The sequence below is a fragment of the Cytobacillus purgationiresistens genome, assembly GCF_030813235.1.
GTDB lineage: Bacteria > Bacillota > Bacilli > Bacillales > Cytobacillaceae > Cytobacillus > Cytobacillus purgationiresistens.
This window is the reverse complement of sequence record NZ_JAUSUB010000002.1, coordinates 142,998-162,526: the sequence shown is the minus strand read 5'-3', so window position 1 is coordinate 162,526 and position 19,529 is coordinate 142,998. Positions and strand designations below refer to the sequence as shown.

General features: G+C 39.5%; 20 protein-coding genes. 16 read left to right on the top strand and 4 right to left on the bottom strand.

The features are described from left to right. Window positions 1–17: 17 nt before the first annotated feature. The 10 genes from J2S17_RS03330 (at window position 18) to J2S17_RS03285 (ending at window position 10,148) form a co-directional block, all read left to right on the top strand. Window positions 18–1,388 carry an LLM class flavin-dependent oxidoreductase gene (locus J2S17_RS03330; protein WP_307471906.1) on the top strand — a complete coding sequence of 457 codons (1,371 nt, stop codon included), beginning with the start codon at window positions 18–20 and terminating at the stop codon, window positions 1,386–1,388. 38 nt (window positions 1,389–1,426) lie between these two features. After that, the gene (ssuE, locus tag J2S17_RS03325; RefSeq protein ID WP_307471904.1) at window positions 1,427–1,975 is read left to right on the top strand and encodes an NADPH-dependent FMN reductase; all 549 of its coding nucleotides are present in this window, start codon (window positions 1,427–1,429) and stop codon (window positions 1,973–1,975) included. Window positions 1,976–2,083: 108 nt separating this feature from the next. Beyond that, window positions 2,084–3,109, top strand: coding sequence for a methionine ABC transporter ATP-binding protein (locus J2S17_RS03320; RefSeq protein ID WP_307471902.1), 1,026 nt, complete (start codon window positions 2,084–2,086; stop codon window positions 3,107–3,109). Beyond that, window positions 3,099–3,761: a methionine ABC transporter permease gene (locus J2S17_RS03315; RefSeq protein WP_307471900.1), complete on the top strand. Its 663-nt coding sequence runs from the start codon at window positions 3,099–3,101 to the stop codon at window positions 3,759–3,761. The genes J2S17_RS03320 and J2S17_RS03315 overlap by 11 nt, the downstream gene beginning before the upstream one ends. A gap of 24 nt (window positions 3,762–3,785) precedes the next feature. Continuing rightward, window positions 3,786–4,661, top strand: coding sequence for a MetQ/NlpA family ABC transporter substrate-binding protein (locus J2S17_RS03310; protein ID WP_307471898.1), 876 nt, complete (start codon window positions 3,786–3,788; stop codon window positions 4,659–4,661). 34 nt (window positions 4,662–4,695) lie between these two features. Beyond that, window positions 4,696–6,081 carry an LLM class flavin-dependent oxidoreductase gene (locus tag J2S17_RS03305; RefSeq protein ID WP_307471895.1) on the top strand — a complete coding sequence of 462 codons (1,386 nt, stop codon included), beginning with the start codon at window positions 4,696–4,698 and terminating at the stop codon, window positions 6,079–6,081. Between the two features lie 15 nt (window positions 6,082–6,096). Continuing rightward, a complete protein-coding gene (locus tag J2S17_RS03300; protein WP_307471894.1) occupies window positions 6,097–7,080 on the top strand; it encodes an aldo/keto reductase in 984 nt (327 codons plus the stop codon). Window positions 7,081–7,089: 9 nt separating this feature from the next. Continuing rightward, complete coding sequence (locus J2S17_RS03295; protein WP_307471892.1) at window positions 7,090–8,274, top strand: acyl-CoA dehydrogenase family protein; 1,185 nt, start codon at window positions 7,090–7,092, stop codon at window positions 8,272–8,274. A 105-nt stretch (window positions 8,275–8,379) separates the two neighbouring features. Then, window positions 8,380–9,183 (top strand): alpha/beta fold hydrolase, encoded by an 804-nt coding sequence (locus J2S17_RS03290; protein ID WP_307471890.1) that lies wholly within the window; start codon window positions 8,380–8,382, stop codon window positions 9,181–9,183. A 188-nt stretch (window positions 9,184–9,371) separates the two neighbouring features. Beyond that, window positions 9,372–10,148 carry an enoyl-CoA hydratase-related protein gene (locus J2S17_RS03285; protein WP_307471888.1) on the top strand — a complete coding sequence of 259 codons (777 nt, stop codon included), beginning with the start codon at window positions 9,372–9,374 and terminating at the stop codon, window positions 10,146–10,148. A gap of 70 nt (window positions 10,149–10,218) precedes the next feature. Here J2S17_RS03285 and J2S17_RS03280 read toward each other — a convergent pair whose 3' ends face one another. Further along, window positions 10,219–10,845, bottom strand: coding sequence for a LysE family translocator (locus tag J2S17_RS03280; RefSeq protein WP_307471887.1), 627 nt, complete (start codon window positions 10,843–10,845; stop codon window positions 10,219–10,221). Window positions 10,846–11,582: 737 nt separating this feature from the next. On the opposite strand from J2S17_RS03280, the gene J2S17_RS03275 reads away from it, so the two are divergent. From J2S17_RS03275 to J2S17_RS03265, 3 genes are read left to right on the top strand one after another with little or no spacing between them, the layout of a single operon-like run. Next, window positions 11,583–12,590 carry an ABC transporter substrate-binding protein gene (locus J2S17_RS03275; protein WP_307471885.1) on the top strand — a complete coding sequence of 336 codons (1,008 nt, stop codon included), beginning with the start codon at window positions 11,583–11,585 and terminating at the stop codon, window positions 12,588–12,590. 51 nt (window positions 12,591–12,641) lie between these two features. Continuing rightward, window positions 12,642–13,643 (top strand): ABC transporter permease, encoded by a 1,002-nt coding sequence (locus J2S17_RS03270; RefSeq protein WP_307471884.1) that lies wholly within the window; start codon window positions 12,642–12,644, stop codon window positions 13,641–13,643. Further along, complete coding sequence (locus J2S17_RS03265) at window positions 13,618–14,412, top strand: ABC transporter ATP-binding protein (protein WP_307471882.1); 795 nt, start codon at window positions 13,618–13,620, stop codon at window positions 14,410–14,412. Before J2S17_RS03270 ends, J2S17_RS03265 begins: the two co-directional genes overlap by 26 nt. A gap of 448 nt (window positions 14,413–14,860) precedes the next feature. Here J2S17_RS03265 and J2S17_RS03260 read toward each other — a convergent pair whose 3' ends face one another. Beyond that, complete coding sequence (locus tag J2S17_RS03260; protein ID WP_307471881.1) at window positions 14,861–15,337, bottom strand: SRPBCC domain-containing protein; 477 nt, start codon at window positions 15,335–15,337, stop codon at window positions 14,861–14,863. Between the two features lie 357 nt (window positions 15,338–15,694). Beyond that, window positions 15,695–16,246, bottom strand: a complete 552-nt coding sequence (locus J2S17_RS03255; RefSeq protein WP_307471879.1) for a helix-turn-helix domain-containing protein — start codon at window positions 16,244–16,246, stop codon at window positions 15,695–15,697. A gap of 138 nt (window positions 16,247–16,384) precedes the next feature. Here J2S17_RS03255 and J2S17_RS03250 point away from each other — a divergent pair, with 138 nt between their 5' ends. From J2S17_RS03250 to J2S17_RS03240, 3 genes are all read left to right on the top strand, one after another. Next, window positions 16,385–17,116, top strand: a complete 732-nt coding sequence (locus J2S17_RS03250; protein WP_307471877.1) for an AzlC family ABC transporter permease — start codon at window positions 16,385–16,387, stop codon at window positions 17,114–17,116. After that, window positions 17,106–17,414, top strand: coding sequence for an AzlD domain-containing protein (locus J2S17_RS03245; protein WP_307471876.1), 309 nt, complete (start codon window positions 17,106–17,108; stop codon window positions 17,412–17,414). The genes J2S17_RS03250 and J2S17_RS03245 overlap by 11 nt, the downstream gene beginning before the upstream one ends. A 265-nt stretch (window positions 17,415–17,679) precedes the next feature. Continuing rightward, entirely contained in the window at window positions 17,680–18,951 is a 1,272-nt protein-coding gene (locus J2S17_RS03240; protein ID WP_307471874.1) for a M48 family metallopeptidase, read from the top strand. Between the two features lie 123 nt (window positions 18,952–19,074). Here the strand turns inward: J2S17_RS03240 and J2S17_RS03235 are convergent, their stop codons facing one another. Further along, window positions 19,075–19,311 carry an IDEAL domain-containing protein gene (locus tag J2S17_RS03235; RefSeq protein WP_307471872.1) on the bottom strand — a complete coding sequence of 79 codons (237 nt, stop codon included), beginning with the start codon at window positions 19,309–19,311 and terminating at the stop codon, window positions 19,075–19,077. Between the last annotated feature and the right edge of the window lie 218 nt (window positions 19,312–19,529).

Genomic DNA, 19,529 nt, shown 5'->3' with positions numbered 1-19,529 from the left:
TGAGGAGGATATAAAAAATGACCAATAAAAGAGTGTATTTAAATGCATTTGATATGAATTGTGCGGGACATCAATCACCAGGCTTATGGACGCATAAGGATGATCAATCTTCAACCTACAAAGATGCTGAATATTGGACACATCTTGCAAAGGTTTTGGAAAAAGGAAAATTCGATGCTATTTTTCTTGCAGATGTATTAGGCACCTATGATGTATATCAAGGATCAAGAGATGCAGCTGTCAGGCAGGGCGTTCAGGTACCTGTTAATGATCCGGCATTTGTTGTACCTATAATGGCACAGGTAACCAAACATTTGGGTTTTGGCTTAACGGCTTCTACAAGCTATGAGCATCCATATGTTTTCGCTAGGAGAATCTCAACTCTTGATCATTTAACAAAGGGGCGAATTGGTTGGAATATTGTCACCTCTTATTTAAACAGTGCAGCTGTAAATATCGGATTGGACCAGCAAATTAGCCATGATGAACGGTATGAAATTGCAGATGAATATTTAGAGGTCGTGTATAAGCTATGGGAGGGGAGCTGGGAAGATGATGCAGTTGTTCTAGATAAAGAGAAAAGGCTATATGCTGATCCGGAAAAAGTCCATGATATTGAGCATGAAGGCAAGTTTTTTAAAGTACCTGGCGCTCATTTATGCGAACCATCACCACAGCGAACACCCGTGATTTTTCAGGCAGGTGCTTCTGCTAGGGGGAGGAAATTTGCGGCAGAGCATGCAGAACTAGTATTTATTAGCGTTCCGACTACGGAGGCGGGTAAAGTGGTTGTACAGAAGTTGCGCAAGGAGGCGGAAGTCATTGGGCGTGATCGACATGAAATCAAAGTTCTTTCGCTCATCACACCAATTATCGGACGGACGCAGGAAGAAGCAGAAGTGAAATATCGCGAGTATCAAGAGCATGCAAGCTATGAAGGTGCCTTAGCATTATTCGGGGGCTGGAGTGGAATTGACTTTGCAGGGCTTGAGCCCGATCAGAAAATCGAATACGTGAAAAATGATGCAATCCAATCTATCGTTGAAACATTTACCAATATTGATTCGACCAAGGATTGGACAGTAGATGAAATTGCGAAATATGTGGGTGTAGGCGGAATGGGCCAAGTTGCGGTAGGAACGCCTGAGAAAGTAGCCGATTTAATGGAGGAGTGGATTGTTGAAACAGGAGTAGACGGTTTTAATATAGCCTATGCAGTGACCCCTGGCACGTTTGAAGAATTTGTCGAGCATGTTGTGCCGATTTTGCAAGAAAGAGGCCTTGTAAGAAAAGAATATGAGGAGGGAACCTTCCGCAATAATCTATTTGGATATGATCAATTACCAGACCATCATATAGGACGACAGTACAGAGCAGTAAACCAGTAAACTACAATGAAAGAATCAAATCATAAGGAGTGAAAAAAATGACAAAAGTTGCGATTATATCAGGAGGGCCTTCTGCGAATTCAAGATTAAACGGTTTGGAAAATGAGACGGTGGCATTTTTAAAAAAGGAAGGTATCTCCTTTGAACAAATTAAGGTAAGAGAATTGCCTGCTGAGGATTTACTGCATGCGATATTTGATAGTCCGGATATTATAGCTGCCCATAAAAAGGTCGAGACTGCGGATGCCGTTATTATCTTGACCCCTGTATATAAGGCATCATATACAGGTGTTTTAAAAGCTTATTTAGATCTATTGCCACAAAAGGGATTTGTAGATAAAGCCATTCTTCCGCTCGTGATTGGCGGAACATTCGGCCATCTTCTTATGATTGATTACGCGCTTAAGCCGGTATTTTCAGCACTAGGAGCAACAACGATCTTTCATGGTGCGTATGTTTTAGATTCAGAGGTAGAGAGAACCGAGGATGAGTCCTTCTTCATTGACCATGAGGTCCAAAAAAGATTACAAAAGGAATTAAGTAATTTGGCCGCTTTTTTAAAAGTGAATGAGCCATTATTGAAATAATAAAATAATTGCCGATTAGACGACTAAAGGCAGCTTTCCTAAAATGGGAGGCTGCCTTTTTATGTGAGAAGTGCCAAGTTTGATTTTTATGGATAAGGAGGAGTAAGGTTGATTACTTTTGAACAGGTAAGCAAATCATTTGGGACAAAGGAAAATGAAATTAAGGCAGTCCAGGATGTCTCACTTGAAATAAACAAAGGTGAAATTTTTGGAGTAATCGGCTTTAGCGGTGCGGGTAAAAGTACGTTGCTTAGACTGGTTAATTTATTGGAGCAGCCCACCTCGGGGAAAATCATTGTAAATGACCAACAAGTGAATCAATTATCGCAAAAAGAACTGAGGAAGCTAAGAAGCAGAATCGGCATGATATTCCAGTCATTTAATCTATTCAGCTCGAGAACGGTTTATGGCAATATTGCCTACCCATTAAAACTTGCGGGCTGGACAAAAAACAAAATAGATGAGCGTGTAAAAGAACTGCTTCGATTTGTAGCACTCGAAGATAAAGCAGATAAATATCCTGAAAATTTATCTGGCGGACAAAAGCAGCGGGTAGGAATAGCGCGGGCACTGGCTACATCACCAGACATTTTAATATGTGATGAAGCTACATCAGCATTGGATCCTGAAACTACAGATGAAATCCTCAGTTTGTTGCGCAGAGTTAATAAGGAATACAGCATTACCATCATGCTAATAACCCATGAAATGCATGTTATTAAAAGTATATGCAACCGGGTCGCAGTCATGGAGAACGGAAAAGTGATTGAGGAGGGACAGGTGTTTGATCTTTTTACGAAGCCGCAAAAGAAGACTACTAAAAATTTTATCAGGTCCGTATTAAATGACCAATTATCCTATCATCTCTATGAAAAGCTGAAGAAAGAGCAGAGAGGAAGGATGTTTCGGATCATTTTCAAGGAAGGAGTGAGCAATGAACCGATTCTATCGCGTACGTGCAAGCGATATGAGGTTGATTTCAATATTATTTACGGTAATATCAATGAGCTTCAGGAAAGGCTGTTTGGTAGCTTGATAGTTGAATTTATTGGGGAGGAAAAGGAGGTTCAGAGAGTGATAGAGGAGCTGGCGGAAATTGTTGAACTAAAGGAGATGATCGAATATGAAAGTTGAATGGAATACCTTTTGGCCCCGTATTCTTGAAGCAACAGGTGAAACAATCACTATGGTGTTATTTACGCTCATCTTTGCTAGCATGATTGGATTGGCCATCGGGCTGCTGCTTTTTGTTACACGTAAAGGCAATATTTTAGAAAACCGTATCGTGTTTTTATCTCTTAATCTGTTAATCAATATCATCAGACCGATTCCATTTATTATCTTTCTGGTAGCGGTCAGTCCGCTGACACGTCTTTTTATGGGGACGACAATTGGAACTGCTGCGGCTGTATTGCCAATGACCATCGCGGCATCATTTGCAGTCGCAAGGGTGGTTGAGAATAATCTAGTCTCTATCGATCCAGGCATTATTGAAGCTGCACAAGCCATGGGTGCAAGCCCACTTCAAATCATATTTGGCGTCCTTATTCCTGAAGCATTAGGGCCCTTAATTCTGGGAATCACTTTTATAACGGTAGGTTTGATTGATTTTTCAGCGATGGCAGGAACTGTTGGTGGAGGAGGCCTTGGAGATTTAGCAATGACCTATGGCTATCAGAGGTTTGATACCTCCGTCATGATTGTCACGGTCGTCATTCTTATTCTGCTTGTACAAGTTGCACAGTTTATTGGGAATTTTTTATCAAGACTATTTTTAAGAAGATAATTGAATGGAAATGGGGAGCGTATAATGAGCAAAAAACTAAGTGGGCTATTTATTGTGCTATTAATCAGTTTGGTAATGAGCGGGTGTGCAGGGAAATCTGCGTCAAGTAATAATCATGTGAAAATCGGTGTGACCGGTTCTGATGGACAGTATTGGAATATTATTAAGGAAAGAGCCAAAGAGGAAGGTATCGACATTGAACTTGTGGAGTTTTCTGATTATACATTGCCAAACAAAGCGCTCGCCAATGGCGAGTTGGACGTAAACTCCTTCCAGCACCTAGCGTTTCTAAGCCAATTTATCGTTGAGAACGATGTGGATATTAAACCCATTGGTTCAACAATTGTGGCACCGATGGGACTATATTCGGAGAAATTCAAGACAGCCGAGGAAATTCCAGCAAATTCAACCATAGCAATACCTAATGATCCTGCCAATACCGGGAGAGGATTAAAGGTACTGGAAAAATCAGGATTAATTAAGCTAAAGGACGATGCTGGTTTATATCCGACACCCGATGATATTGTGGAAAATCCGAAAAATATTGAAATCCTTACAGTTGTAGCACAGCAAACACCACGTGTGCTTCCTGATGTGGCAGCTTCTATTATTAATAGCGGGATTGCTGGGCAGGCAGGGCTATTGCTGGAGGACGCAATATTTCATGATGATCCTCATAGTGAAGAAACGAGACCTTACTTAAATGTATTTGCTGTTCGGTCAGAGGATATTGACAATGAAACCTATAAAACGATTGCAAAAATCTATCAAGAAGAAAGAGTCATCGAAGCTGTGAAAGAAGATTCTAATGGTGCCAATGTGGTGGTTGATATTCCAGTAAAGGAATTGCAGTCGACACTTGATGAATTAATCAGCGATATTAAAGCGGGGAAAGATTAAATCTTACTTTTGAATAAAGGAAGGAAGCGATAGCATGGGGAAACAGATTCAGTTGAATGCATTCGAAATGGCAGGACCAATGCATAATTCACACGGTTTATGGAAGCATCCTGATAGTAAAAGACATTTACATTATAATGATTTAAATTATTGGATTGATTTAGCGAAGCTGCTTGAAAAAGGTAAGTTTGATGCGATATTTTTTGCGGATGTTGCTGGAGTTTATGATGTGTATCAAAAAAGCAAAGCCCCGGCGATTCGTGAGGGCGTTCAGTTTCCGCTGAATGACCCGGCATTAATTGTATCTGCCATGGCTAGTGTAACGACTGATTTAGCTTTCGCTGTCACAGTCAGCACAACATATGAGCATCCATTTTCAAATGCACGCCGCTTTTCTACTCTAGATCATTTGACAAAGGGGCGGGTGGCATGGAATATTGTTACCTCCTATTTGCCAAATGCAGCGAAGAATTATGGGCTGGCAAATATGGTGAAGCATGATGAACGTTATAACCGCGCTGATGAATTTTTAGAAGTTTCATATAAACTGTGGGAAGGCAGCTGGGAGGAAGGTGCTGTAGTGGCTGATGTGGATCATCATACTTTAATTAATCCAGATAAGGTCCATGAGATTAATCACAGCGGGAAGTATTATCAGGTGGCTGGACCACATATGACAGATCCGTCCTTACAAAGAACCCCTGTTATTTATCAGGCGGGTACTTCTGAGAAGGGGCGTGATTTTGCAGCAAAACATGCAGAATGTGTCTTTGTAGGCGGGCCGACAAATGAGAAAATCCGCTACTATATTCAAGATATTAAGAATCGAGCAGAAGGATATGGCAGAAATCCCGACAGTATAAAAGCTTATACCTTTTTAAATGTCATTGTGGCGCAGACGACGGAAGAAGCTGAAAAAAAGTATGAAGAGTATAGCCGGTTATGGAGCTCAGATGCTGCAAAAGCACAATATGGCGGTTCAAGCGGGTATGATTTAGATGAATACAAAGATCTGGATGCATACTTTGAGTATAAGCATACTGAACATGGACAGACACGTGCGGCTTCTTTAACAAAGGATGCGCCAAAAAAACTGACTGTGAGAGAGGTGCTGGAACGATTCGAAACAATAGATCGAAATCATGTCATTGTTGGTAATCCAACGGAAGTTGCAGACGCCATACAATTTTACTTTGAGGATACGGGAATAGATGGGTTTAATCTGGCTCATTTAGTGACGCCGAAAAGTTTGGAAGAATTTATTGATTTTGTTGTTCCGGAGCTTCAGCGTCGCGGTATTTATAAAAATGAATATGACCAAGGAACATTCCGGGAAAAGATCTTTGGTCCAGGCAGGTCGTTGCTTTCCAGCGATCATCCTGGAGCAAAATTTCGTCATAAGCATGTTCAGCAAATTTGAACAAGGGGTGAAAAAATGGGCTATAGGGTCGTAGGTAAAACAGGTATAAAAGTTTCCAATCTCTGCTTTGGCACGATGTCCTTTGGGGGAATTGCAGATGAAGCTGAGTCAAAACAAATGTTCAAACTTTGTCGAGATCGGGGTGTCAACTTTTTTGATACTGCCAATGTTTATAATGATGGAAGAGCCGAAGAGATATTAGGGAAGTGCATAGCAGATTGCCGCAATGAAATCGTGCTTACTTCCAAGGTAGGGTTTCCGGTAGGCAAGGATGTAAATGCAAGCGGTGCCTCTAGAAGACATATTTTTCAGTCGGTGGAAGAGAGCTTGAGGCGATTAGGCACGGATCGCCTTGAGTTTTACTTTATCCACCGGTTTGATGAAGATACTGATATAGAAGAGACGTTAAAGGCTCTTGATGATTTGCAAAGGCAAGGGAAGATATTATTTCCTGCAGTCAGCAACTGGGCAGCTTGGCAAATCATGAAGGCGCTCGGAATCTCTGAAAGAAGCGGCTTATCAAGATTTGAGCTGATCCAGCCGATGTACAATCTTGTTAAAAGGCAGGCGGAGGTCGAAATACTTCCGCTGGCTCAAGCGGAGCAGCTTGGAGTAATTTCATATAGCCCACTAGGGGGCGGGTTGTTGACAGGGAAGTACCGAGAGAACAGAAAACCAGCACAAGGCAGGCTGGTGGAGCAATTGAACTATGAAAAAAGATACGGTGAGCAGCAATATTATTCAGTTGCAGACCGATTTGTTCAATTTTCTGTAGACCATGGATACGATCCAGCGACATTGGCTGTTGCTTGGGTGAATAGTCATCCTGCCATTACTGCACCTATTATTGGCGCCCGCTATTTAAAGCAATTAGAGCTTTCGCTAGCAGCGGCTGAATTGCAGATTGGACCAGAGCTTCATCAACAAATAGCGGCTTTATCTGTTACTCCGCCTTTGTCGACAGACCATAGCAGAGAAGAAAATCTATTTAAGAAATGAGGTGAAAGTATGATAGAGACAAGGAGTAAAGATTTGCATATTCGTAATGAAAAAGAGGAACAGCTAGCAGAAAAAGCAGATAGATTGTCTTCACAAATAGAAGTGTATGCTGCGAAAAATGATGAAACTGGTGAATTCCCATTCGCTTCGTTTCAGTTGCTAAAAGACGCAGGAGTTCTTGGACTAACCATTCCGCGGGCTTACGGGGGAGAAGAAGCTTCACTATATGAGACGATTATAGTTTTAGAGAGGATTGCCAAAGGCGATGGTTCAGTTGCTCTATCTGTAGGATGGCATTTATGCTTATTTATAAATTATAGACATTCCCAAAAATGGGAAAAAGGCCAATTTTCCCGTATATGTAAAGATGTAATAGAAAAAGGAGAGGTCTTAAATATATTTGCAACTGAGAAAAATGGCGGAAATATTTTTAGAGGAAGCAAGCCTGAAACAATTGCCAGAAGAACGGCAACTGGATTTGAACTAACAGGAGAAAAGACATTCGCTACATTAGCTCCAATTGCAAACCCATTTATAGTGATTGCTTGGATAGAAGAGAAGGGGGTATTAGGCGAATTTTTAGTGAGAAAAAATGAAAATGTGGAATTGATTGAAACATGGAATACGATTGGTATGCGATCAACTGGCAGTCATAATATTTTGTTTCATGATGTTCAGCTCCCAGCAGATTCTCTTCTTTCAATCATGGATGGGAAGGGAGGTTCGAGAAACCGAGCTACTTTTTTATTTATTGCAGCCGTTTTTCTCGGAGTTTCGCATGCTGCCAGAGATTTTATTCTCGATTACACGGTTAATCACCGTTCTAATAGCTTGCAGGCATCCATATCAGATGTCCCTCATGTACAGCAGAAAATCGGAGAGATAGAGGTGCTTTTAACTTCCTCGCGCATGCTTCTTTATTCGTTGGCGGATAAATGGGACCAAGCGCAGACACTGGCTGATCGTGAGCAACTGTTTAAAGATTTCCAAGCAGCAAAATATATCATTTGCCATCAAGCTATAAAGATTGTTGAATTGGCTATGCAAATAGCAGGTGGGCGAGCACTTTCAAAGGATTTTAAACTTGAAAGACTGTTTCGTGATGTTCAATGCGGATTCCCGATGCACCCAGCTGATGATATGATTATTGGACAGCTGGCGAAGGAAGCGATTTTATTGTATAAGGAGGCATAGTAGGACTTGTCCTGAAAGTGCTACAAACATCGATCTCTTGAAATTTCCAAATAATTCATATATTCTGAGTAATAAGATGATATATTTATTTGAGGGGGGATTTATATGGCGAATTTAATATTAGATGATGGCGCTCAGCTTTATTATGAAGATCGAGGTAAAGGAGATCCGATTATCTTTATCCATGGTGTGTGGATGAGCGGCAAGTTTTTTAAAGAGCAAGTGCCATATTTTCAAAATGACTATCGGGTGCTTATCCCTGATTTGCGCGGACACGGGCAGTCTGAGCACATTCACTCCGGGCATACGATTGCGAACTACGCGAATGACTTGTATCAATTCATTACAAAACTCGGGTTAAAAAATGTGACACTTGCCGGCTGGTCTATGGGTGCTTTCGTTGTTTGGGAATATTTAAAGCAACATGGGGATGGGAATATTAAAGCAACAATAATCGTTGATGAGCTCGCTTCTGACTTTAAATGGCCGGACTTTGACATCGGTGCTTTCGATATGGCGATTTTGACCAGCTTTATGAGAGAAATACAAAGCAATCAAAGAGGCTTTCTTTCAGGATTTATTCCATTGATGTTTAAGGAAGAGCTAAAGGAAGAGGAGCTTGACTGGATGCTGGAAGAAACGACAAAATTACCTGAATCTATCGCAAGTGCTGTTCTTTTCGATCAATCTGTTGTTGACTATCGAGCAGACTTGGCTGCCTTTAATGTTCCGACCTTGCTTTGCTTCGGAAAAGAAGAGAAACTCATTCCGGTTGCTGCTGGTGAACACCTCCTAGAGCAACTGCCAAACGCCAAACTAGAGATCTTTGAAAACAGCTGCCACTGCCCATTCCTAGAAGAAACCCATAAATTCAACACAACAGTCGACAATTTTCTAAAAGGCTTATAGGTGCCTGTCACCTCCAAATAACGACAAATATCGACATTTGTATAGCTGTTTAGTGTTGAGGTCTATGTCTGTTTTTGCGGCATGGGCTGTTTTTAGTGGTTTTTGCACTTTTTTTCTCTTTCATGAAAGGGTTTTCAGCTTTGTTTAACGAATTTGATTTGGGTGGATAAACAGAAAGGATGAGGAATTTGACTGCTATTGTTGTAGAAATAAGAGATCATCTTGCAATCGTAACATTGAATAGACCTGAGGCATTGAATGCTTTTAATTATGAGACATTGCAGATATTGCAAGCCGAGGTTGAGAATATAAGGGCCAATCCAAATGTGCGTGTTGTCATTTTTACCGGTGCTGGAGAGAAGGCTTTTAGCGTAGGTGCTGATTTAAAAGAACGGAAAAACTTATCGGACCAAGAGGTTCGCAGAAATCTATATAAAATTGGCGAAGTGTTTAGTCTAATTGATCAGCTTCCACAGCCTACAATTGCGGGAATCAATGGCTTTGCTTTTGGCGGCGGCATTGAGCTTGCATTATCATGTGATTTTCGGATTGCAGCTTCAGAAGCTAAAATGGGGCTGACTGAAACAGGCCTTGCCATTATTCCAGGTGCAGGTGGAACACAGCGTTTACCGAGACTGGTCGGTGAAGCTAAAGCATTGGAGCTTATCTTAACTGCGAAAAGATTAACAGCAGAAGAAGCTTTACAAATCGGGATACTTAATAAAATTACAGCCCAGGAAAGTCTATTGGATACTTGCATTGACTTTGCGCAAGCAATGCTAGCCAATGGTCCACTTGCTCTGCAGCAGGCAAAATTTGCTGTTAAAAACGGCATGAATACAGACTTGCAAACCGGTATCCAAATAGAGAGAAAAGCCTATGAAGTATTAATACCAACTGAGGACCGAGTTGAAGCGCTCAATGCTTTTACGGAAAAAAGAAAACCTCAATTTAAAGGAAAATAAACATGTAGGTTTTGGCTATCTTTTCAGAAATGAGAAAAAAACATTGGGCACATACCCAATGTTTTTTCATTTAAGGCTGTTTATCTAATGCTAGTTTCAGCCCAAATCCAATTAAGACTAGGCCAGTTGCTCTATCCATGAACTTCTGCACTTTTTGTGACATAAGCCATTCACGTACATAATTAATACTGAAGACGTAAACAAAAAACCAAGTGATTGATAGAACTGTATAAATGACACCCATAAACATTAGTTGTAGAGCGGCATTCTCTCCAGGACTTATAAATTGAGGTAAGAAGGTTAAGAAGAACATGGCAACCTTAGGGTTGAGCACATTTGATAAAAGCCCTTGTTTAAAAGCTGACTTTTGCATCGCTGCAGCAACGTTGCCTTCATGACTTTCAACATCCTTCTTCTTTTTAATCGTAATAAAGGAAGATAGCCCTAGGTAAATTAAATAGATAGCTCCAACATATTTTATAATTTCAAAAGCAACTGCTGACTGCATGAGTATAGCTGACAATCCTAATGCTGCGGCGAAAGTATGTACTAAAGATCCAGTTGTAATACCTAAAGCCATTTTATATCCATCTTTTCTGCCGCCAGAAATGGTTCTTTTCGTTATTAAAGCTGTGTCGATACCTGGGCTCATTACAACAAATAATGAAAGTACTAAAAAAGTAAAGAATTCATGCATTTATCTCACTCCTAAATGAAATGTGAGGTGGCTGGCTCAGGGGCGACAAGCTTAAGACCTCGAGCCCATAGCCACAGCAACTAGACAAAATGAAATGTGGAGGGCATTGCTTAGCCCCGACAAGCAAAAGACGCGTAAGCAATGAAGGTGGATTTTACCTGCTTACAAGGCTAATGACCTAGTGGGGCAGGGTCTTCCAGCTAATAAGAAATTTCACAAGCTATTAGGTAAAATATGATCCATGATTAATACAATTCGGGATGTATTCCTTCATAATTTAATCCTTCATTTTTGGCTTGCTTAGAAGGGCAACGGTTCATTTTAAAAGAAACATTGAATCTAAACAAACCTCGACTGCTCTAGAATAGTAAGTAATCCATGCAATGAAATGGTCTTAATCATTCGCCATAGCGGGTGACAATTCCTTTAAGAAATTAATAATACATATTCGTATTTCTTCTGGACCAAAATATCAGCTTATTGTAGAACATCAATTATATTTATATTCGGAAATATCAGAATAATTAACAAGGATTCTTCAAATTTAATTAGAATATATATGGAAACGTTCTTCAGTGTATTAAAGCAGTTAGTTACTTTCTAGAAAAGTATGAGAGAAACTGAAATCTTTAGAAAATAATAAAAAGTTCTTGTCACTTTGATAGGATAGATTTATAATTTAATGAATAAAAGCATGAAAGCGTAAAAGCGTGAAAGCGAAAGGGGAATTTAATCAAATGGGGAAATTCAATTCGATTAAGATGTTAGCTGCTACTACTATAATTAGTGCTGCTTTTTTAAGTGCTTGCGGAAGTAGTGATAATACTAGCGGATCTGGAGGAGAAAATACTGATTCGGAAAAAACATATAAAGTCGGAGTCACTCAGATTGTTGAACATCCTTCTTTAGATTCAGCTGTAGACGGATTTAAAAAGGCACTGGATGAGAAAGGACTCAGTGTAACCTATGATCTTCAAATTGCACAAGGCGATCAAAATAATAATCAATCCATCGCGACAAACTTTGTTGGTGATAATGTGGATTTAATATTTGCGAATTCAACACCGAGTGCTTTAAGCGCATTAAATGCAACAAAGGATATTCCAATTGTATTTACTTCTGTTACAGATCCGATTGGTTCAAGCTTAGTTAAATCCATTGAGGAGCCAGGCGGCAATATCACAGGTACAATCGATAATCATCCGGATGCTATTCCTAATACGGTTAAATTTATCGATGACTATTTCGATATTGATACGATTGGTGTGGTTTATAACTCTGGAGAGTCAAATTCAGCAGCTCAAATCGATATCGTAAAAGAAGCTATTAAAGGTACTGATATGAAGCTTGCGGAAGCAACTGTATCCACTTCAGCTGAAGTGAAGCAGGCAACCGAATCCTTAATCGGCAAAGCTGATGTGCTCTATATCATTACTGATAATACAGTTGTAGCTGCATTAGAGTCTGTCATTCAAGTATCTAATGAGAATAAAATTCCGTTATTTGTAGGTGAATTAGATTCCGTTGAACGTGGCGGTTTTGCAGCATATGGATTTGATTATGAAGATATTGGCTATGAAGCTGGCGTGATGGCAGCGCAAATACTAAAGGGTGAAAAAGAACCAGCAGATCTGCCTATTCAATATCCGCAAAATTTAAAACTATTAATCAATAAAAAAGCGGCTGCAGATATGGGCATAGAGCTAAACGAAGAATGGAATGACGTTGCAGAATTTATCGAATAAGTAGGTGGATCCAACTTTGTTAGACAGCTTGAGTTAGAAAGGGAGAATAATATGGGAACGGCAATTTTTGGCTCCATTGAAGCAGGTGCAATCTATGCATTAATGGCATTAGGTGTATATTTATCATTTCGAATACTAGACTTCCCTGATTTAACGGTGGATGGTAGCTTTGTGACTGGTGGAGCAGTAGCAGCTGTGCTCATTGTTGGTGGCACCGATCCTTTCGTTGCAACTGTTGCAGCCATGGGAGCAGGGTTTTTAGCTGGATGTGTTACAGGCCTTCTCCATACTAAGGGGAAAATTAACCCATTGTTGTCAGGGATTCTAATGATGATTGCCTTATACTCTATCAATCTGCGGATTATGGGCAAATCAAATATACCGCTTTTGTCTGAAGAGACAGTGATTTCAAAGCTTACGGCATTCTGGCAAGGGCTTGGCATCGATCAGGCCCTCACCTTTTTCGGCTTTGTCCCGAAAACATGGGGAATTCTCATTCTTATGCTGATCCTTGCTTTTATTGTAAAGATCTTGATCGATTGGTTCTTGAAGACGGATCTTGGACTTGCCATTCGAGCGACTGGTAATAATGAAACGATGATCCGCAGCTTCTCAGCTGATACGGACACTTTGAAAATTCTTGGACTTGGCTTAGCAAATGCACTTGTAGCGTTATCTGGTAGTTTAATCGCTCAATATAACGGCTTCAGTGATGTCGGTATGGGTATTGGGATGATTGTTATCGGCCTCGCATCGGTCATTATTGGTGAAGCGATCTTTGGTGCAAAAACAATCATAAGAGCGACGCTGGCTGTAGTAGGTGGAGCGATTCTATATCGCATTATTGTGACACTTGCACTGCGTGTTGAATTTCTAGAAACAGGAGATATGAAGCTGATTACAGCTTTGATTGTCGTATTCGCACTCATTTTGCCTAAAGTGTTGGATAAACAGCGAGAAAGACAGCGGAAAAAGAAGCGGATGCTTCAGGCAAGAAAAAATGAATATGATAAACGAGGTGAAAATCTTGCTTCAATTAAAACAGATTCATAAGGTTTTTAATGAAGGCACACCAGATGAAAAGATGGCATTACAGCAGATGGACCTCCACCTAAAACCGGGAGATTTTATGACGGTCATCGGAAGCAATGGCGCAGGGAAATCCACTTTAATGAATATTATTTCCGGAAAAATGATGCCTGATTTAGGTGAAATCATTATTGATGGAAAAAATGTATCGGCAGTAAAAGAGAATAAACGATCTAAACTGATTGGCCGAGTGTTCCAAGACCCTATGGCAGGTACAGCTCCGGCGATGACGATTGAAGAAAACCTTGCGATCGCTTATACACGAACAAAATCACGGGGTCTGCAAAAAGGTGTTTCAAAGAATAGAAAAGTAATTTTCCAAGAAAAATTAGAAATGCTCCATCTTGGCCTTGAAAACAGGCTGCATGCTAAGGTTGGCTTATTATCAGGGGGAGAAAGGCAGGCGTTGTCCCTGTTGATGGCTACCTTTACCGAACCGAAAATACTGTTGCTTGATGAGCATACAGCTGCGCTGGATCCATCGAGAGCTGAGCTCATTACACAACTTACGAAAGAAATCGTTGAAAAGTATCAGCTCACTACCTTGATGGTCACACATAATATGCAGCAAGCCATTGACTTAGGAAACAGGCTGATTATGATGGACAAAGGACAAATGATTTTTCAAGCGGATGAAGAGGCGAAACAGCATTTAACTGTCGAGAAATTATTACTGGAATTCCAGCAAATTCGCGGTGAAAAGATGAATAGTGATAAGGCAGTATTAATTTAATACAAAGCAGTAGAGCAGATGTCGACCGGCATCTGCTGTTTTTTATATGGAGGAGAATGAAAGCTGAGACAGATTAATGTAGAAATTTACTGTTCTGTCTAGGGGGGAGGAAAGGAGAAAAGATAGAGGAGAAAAAGCGATATGCTCATCCAACTCCATCGAGAAGACAAGAGGTAGCTACGACTACAGGTAACATGGAATACAAATCACCCTAATGTAGCTTTAATAAAGTTTGATCAAAATAATTCGCTAATTATATATCTTGCGGCAATTAAATAAATCCATTTTGAAAAAAAGATTGATCAAAATGGATTTATTATTTGTGAAGTAGTATACAATTTTTATAAAAAAGTTTGATCATTTTCTACGTATGTTATTCCGCAATTGCGCCCGTTTGCTTAAGGTCGATGCCTTTTATAAAGACATCAAAAATGATTTTTATAGTTTGTCATTCGGTAAAGATAGCGAGATTCTCCAGTGTGGACATTAAACCTTCGTCGTGATCCTCCTTTCGTATTCCTTCAGGTACGTTTTCACAAACAATAGTGACCTTTGTACCTTCTGAAGTGGTTTCTAAGAGCCATTTCTGTGTCATCTCACCCGAGAACGCTGGATCCTCGGAATCGAATTTTACTGATTGCACAATTCGCTTGTCTGGAATCAACTCCAAAAACTCCCCTTGGGCTACGTCAGTGTTTTGGGAAGTCTTTCCAAGGTTTGAATGATCCATTTCGTACGTGAGGGTCACTCTATAAGTTCCGCCTTCGCGGGGGTCAAACATGTCAATATGACCCGACATTCCTTTCGGTGGAAGCCACGAAACCAATGCTTCCGGGTTTATGAATGACTGATAAATGGTTTGCGGTGATGCCATAATCACTCTTGAAGCAGAATCTGTTCTCTTATTATTTGACGTATTCGCCATGATGAAATCCTCCTTTTTGTCGTTGTGTCGCTGAGTCTATTTTTTTAAGTTTATCACCTATGAATGCTAGAAATTTCTTCTCGATTGCGGAATAGTATTTTTTCCATAAAATACCCTTTAGACAATCATACCCAAAGAGGTAAAATTTCGCATCTTTTTTATAAACGTTGCGACTTTATTTTAAACATCGCATTTTTTTCCAAACATCGCGACTTTATTTTCATTACACAACTAAAGCCTTACCTGGACAGAGCTGGTTCAATCTCATATGAGCCTCTGCAGAATGAAAAAAAGCCAAGGCAGATTCTGCCTTGGCTCCCCATCAAAATAATAAAGAGAGGCATAACCTCTCCAACATTATGGATAATACAAAACCGTTTGATATAGAATCATGTCGGTTCCGATATTCCTATAAATATGTTCCTTGTTAGCTAAAAACCGAATCGAATTTCCTTTTTCAATTTTGTAACACTCTTGGTGAATTTCTAATTCAAGTGTACCGGAAATGACCGTTAAATATTCTTCAACACCTTCATTATGCTTGTGTGAAGCGTGCTCGTATCCTGTCTCAATCTCAACTGAAAAAATTTCGAATTTTTTTCTTGGATCAAAAGGAAATATAGGGTAAACCCGGTAATTTCCCTCATATTCCATGATAGGTACCACATCATTTAGTTTAACCACATGAACAGAGGATGGTTCGTCCATAATTAAAGAGGAAAATGAAACTTGCAGCCCGGTTGCGATCTTCCAAAGAGTGGTCACTGTAGGGTTAGATTCACCACGTTCGATTTGCCCAAGCATCGCTTTGCTCACGCCTGTAAGTTCAGCAGTGGCATCGAGGCTGTGTCCTCTTTTTTTTCTTATACTTCTAAGGTTTGTACCAATATTTTTTTGAATGTTTTCCATATTCCCTCCGAAAAGTGTGGTGTATTATAACGCATATATGTATAATAAAACGCATAGGTGGTTTATTAAAACGCCCGTTATCTTTATTATAGTATATTTCTATCTTTTTATAAAAAATTTTTAATGGAGTGGAGAAAAATGACGGAAATAGTTTTGCAGAGACAGGATTCCTCTTTCAAGAAAGGAATACAAGCGGGCCTCACTATTGCAATTGGGTATGCTCCCGTTGCATTAACCTTTGGGCTATTAGCGAAGACCACAGGATTGACCATTGGGGAGACAGTCTTAATGAGTATGATAGTCTTCGCTGGAGCTGCTCAATATATCTCTTTAAGCTTAATCGCTCTAGGAACGAGTGCGCTGGAAATAATATTAACTACTTTTATTGTGAATATTAGGCATTTCTTGATGAGTACCGCGTTAAATGAAAAGGCAGAAGAGGATCATCTCTTATACAAAGCGATTTACTCCTTTGGTATTACAGATGAATCTTTTTCAGTTGTTGCTACTAGGGATGGAATTTTGAAAACGGGCTTTATTCTTGGTGTTAATTCAATAGGTTATTTTAGTTGGGTCATATTTTCAGCCATCGGGTTTGTGATTGGTGCCAATCTTCCGCAAATATTGCAGGAAAGTATGTCTGTAGCGCTATATGCCATGTTTATCGGGTTGCTTGTGCCTTCAATGAAAAACGGTATTAAGTTTGTTTTTCTCGCTGTACTAGCTGCATGTTTCAACTCGATTTTTATCTATACAAAAATCTTGGCCACAGGTTGGGGAATAGTCGCTGCAACGATTTCTTCTGCTGTCATCGTGGAGTTCATGGAAAGGAAGAAGAAATCACAAGGAGGGAAACAGAATGAGCAGTGAAATCGTTTGGATGATTATTGGTATGGGGATCGTTACTTATCTTCCGCGGCTCGCTCCGTTTATCCTTTTCAGAGGAAAGGAGCTCCCTCCATTTATTCAAGGTGTATTAAAGAATGTTCCGTATGCCGCACTTGGCGCACTGATTTTCCCAGGGGTTTTATCTATTAATGATGATATTTGGTTTGGTCTTCTCGGTGCGGCTGCCGCTTTTACTGCTGCCTATTTGGGTGCGAATCTGATGGTTGTTGTAATTGGCTCGATTGCTGTGTTAACTTGTTATTCCTATTTATTTACTTAATCACCTGCTAAAAGGCAGGTGGTTTTTTCTTATTCCCACTATTGGGTATGCTAGAAAAAGAAAAGAATGTTCATACTTTAGGTTCTATTTATGATTTTTTATACTAAACTAAATATGAAAGGGCTGTACAAAAAATAGTTGGTTGCGACGTCTCGCTCCTTAGTTCATAAGCCAAACAGGAATTCAAGGCAAAGAGGAAGCCCTGAGTAGGTTTTATGCTTTTCAGAGCTGCAAGACGTCTTCGCATTTTAGAGGAGGGGACCGGATGGCGAGAAAAATTGGCCTGTATGGTGTAGTTGCATATTTTCTATATGGTTTATTTTTTTATTGGTATTTATTCCATTTTGCTAATACAAGCCTTCCCTTTGAGTACCAGGGAACAGTGGCAGATCCCGCAACGTTCCTGAATGGCAGGGAATTAATGCTGAGCGAAGATTATTCTAAAATTCGAAACTTGTTATTCTTTTTATCCACACCATTCGAATGGCTGTTTTATTTGTTTATTTTACTGCTTGGCTTGTCTAATGCTTTTAAAAAGTGGGGCGAGCAATCATCAAAATATAAATTTGTAAAATCATCTATTTATGTGGCGTGGCTCTCGCTTTTTGCATTTATTGCAACAACCCCTTTAAGTTATATTAGTTTTACTCTTTCTAAACAGTATAATATTTCTACACAAAGCTTTGGCGGTTGGATGAAGGATGAACTGATTGATTTTTGGGTTAATTTTGGGATGATGATTGTCATTGTTTATGTACTTTATTGGCTCATCAATAGAAGTACTAAAAGATGGTGGTTCTATGCTTGGCTGCTTACCATTCCGTTTTCATTGTTTCTCATGTTTTTACAGCCTGTTGTGATTGATCCTTTATACAATGATTTCTATCCATTGAAGGACAAAGAGCTGGAAACGAAGATTTTAGATATTGCTAAAAAAGCGAATATTCCAGCTGAGCATGTTTTTGAAGTGAATATGGCTGAAAAAACGAATGCGCTGAATGCTTATGTAACAGGGATTGGTTCAAATTCGCGCATTGTACTGTGGGATACAACCTTAGACAAGCTGAATGATGACCAAATTTTATTTATCATGGCGCATGAGATGGCACATTATGTAGAAAAGCATATTTATATTGGGATTGCAGGCTACTTGCTGCTGTCACTTGTTGGCTTATATTTAACATCGAAGATAATGGAATGGGTGATTGCGAGATGGGGCGCAGCATTAAAGATACCGTCCGTTAATGACATTCGATCACTACCTTTGTTCTTGATGATTATTTCCATGTTACTCTTTGTCTCAAGTCCATTGTCTAATGCAGTTTCCCGATATCAGGAAACGAGAGCGGACAAATATGCGATTGAAATGACAAAGGATTCAGAAGCCGGAATTAAAACTTTCCAAGAGCTGACGCGCTCGGGATTAAGTCAAGTCAATCCGCCGTTATTAGTTAAATTTTTCCGCTATGGACATCCATCAATGCTTGAACGAATTACAATGCTGGAAGAGTATGAGATAGAGCATAGAGAAGATTAAATGATTTTTAGAACGGCTTTACTCTAAGATGTAGAGGCCGTTCTTTTTTTATGTGTAGATGGGCTTTGTAGATAATTTAACTATTCATAAGAAAATCCTCCGGTAGGGGAGGATTGATTTAAGCTATGTTCCAAATTGCTTGTGAATTTCAATATACTCCTTCGCTAGATAAATGAAGTCTGCTTTATTTCTTTGATCTAATGCTTCGTCTATTTTATGTTGTATGGTTGCTTTTTTTCTCTTTAGAATGGCTTCAGATAGGAGCATGTCGATGTAGAGGTCTAATACGAAGGCCTCTTTTTGCTTCTTGCGTTTCATTGCGCTTGCTTTCATAAGTTCGGCGTATGATTTTTCTTTCATAAAAATCACCCCAATGACTTTTTAATAGTATATGAAATTATATTTGTTTATTCAACTTATTTTTGAATAATTTAAATATTTTGTTTTATTTCAATAGACCATTTGATTCAACCTACACCAATTGAACTATAAAAAGTTTTGGAAAACAGGATGAAAGGCTGGATATATTTTGTTTAATTTGGTAAAATAGAACTAATTTTATAAATATTTTGTTAATT

Coding starts and splice junctions, on each gene's coding strand:
- J2S17_RS03260 (WP_307471881.1), bottom strand. CDS start 15,337: ATGGCGAATACGTCAAATAATAAGAGAACAGATTCTGCTTCAAGAGTG.
- J2S17_RS03305 (WP_307471895.1), top strand. CDS start 4,696: ATGGGGAAACAGATTCAGTTGAATGCATTCGAAATGGCAGGACCAATG.
- J2S17_RS03315 (WP_307471900.1), top strand. CDS start 3,099: ATGAAAGTTGAATGGAATACCTTTTGGCCCCGTATTCTTGAAGCAACA.
- J2S17_RS03270 (WP_307471884.1), top strand. CDS start 12,642: ATGGGAACGGCAATTTTTGGCTCCATTGAAGCAGGTGCAATCTATGCA.
- J2S17_RS03295 (WP_307471892.1), top strand. CDS start 7,090: ATGATAGAGACAAGGAGTAAAGATTTGCATATTCGTAATGAAAAAGAG.
- J2S17_RS03235 (WP_307471872.1), bottom strand. CDS start 19,311: ATGAAAGAAAAATCATACGCCGAACTTATGAAAGCAAGCGCAATGAAA.
- J2S17_RS03280 (WP_307471887.1), bottom strand. CDS start 10,845: ATGCATGAATTCTTTACTTTTTTAGTACTTTCATTATTTGTTGTAATG.
- J2S17_RS03300 (WP_307471894.1), top strand. CDS start 6,097: ATGGGCTATAGGGTCGTAGGTAAAACAGGTATAAAAGTTTCCAATCTC.
- J2S17_RS03240 (WP_307471874.1), top strand. CDS start 17,680: ATGGCGAGAAAAATTGGCCTGTATGGTGTAGTTGCATATTTTCTATAT.
- J2S17_RS03255 (WP_307471879.1), bottom strand. CDS start 16,246: ATGGAAAACATTCAAAAAAATATTGGTACAAACCTTAGAAGTATAAGA.
- J2S17_RS03310 (WP_307471898.1), top strand. CDS start 3,786: ATGAGCAAAAAACTAAGTGGGCTATTTATTGTGCTATTAATCAGTTTG.
- J2S17_RS03275 (WP_307471885.1), top strand. CDS start 11,583: ATGGGGAAATTCAATTCGATTAAGATGTTAGCTGCTACTACTATAATT.
- ssuE (WP_307471904.1), top strand. CDS start 1,427: ATGACAAAAGTTGCGATTATATCAGGAGGGCCTTCTGCGAATTCAAGA.
- J2S17_RS03250 (WP_307471877.1), top strand. CDS start 16,385: ATGACGGAAATAGTTTTGCAGAGACAGGATTCCTCTTTCAAGAAAGGA.
- J2S17_RS03245 (WP_307471876.1), top strand. CDS start 17,106: ATGAGCAGTGAAATCGTTTGGATGATTATTGGTATGGGGATCGTTACT.
- J2S17_RS03330 (WP_307471906.1), top strand. CDS start 18: ATGACCAATAAAAGAGTGTATTTAAATGCATTTGATATGAATTGTGCG.
- J2S17_RS03290 (WP_307471890.1), top strand. CDS start 8,380: ATGGCGAATTTAATATTAGATGATGGCGCTCAGCTTTATTATGAAGAT.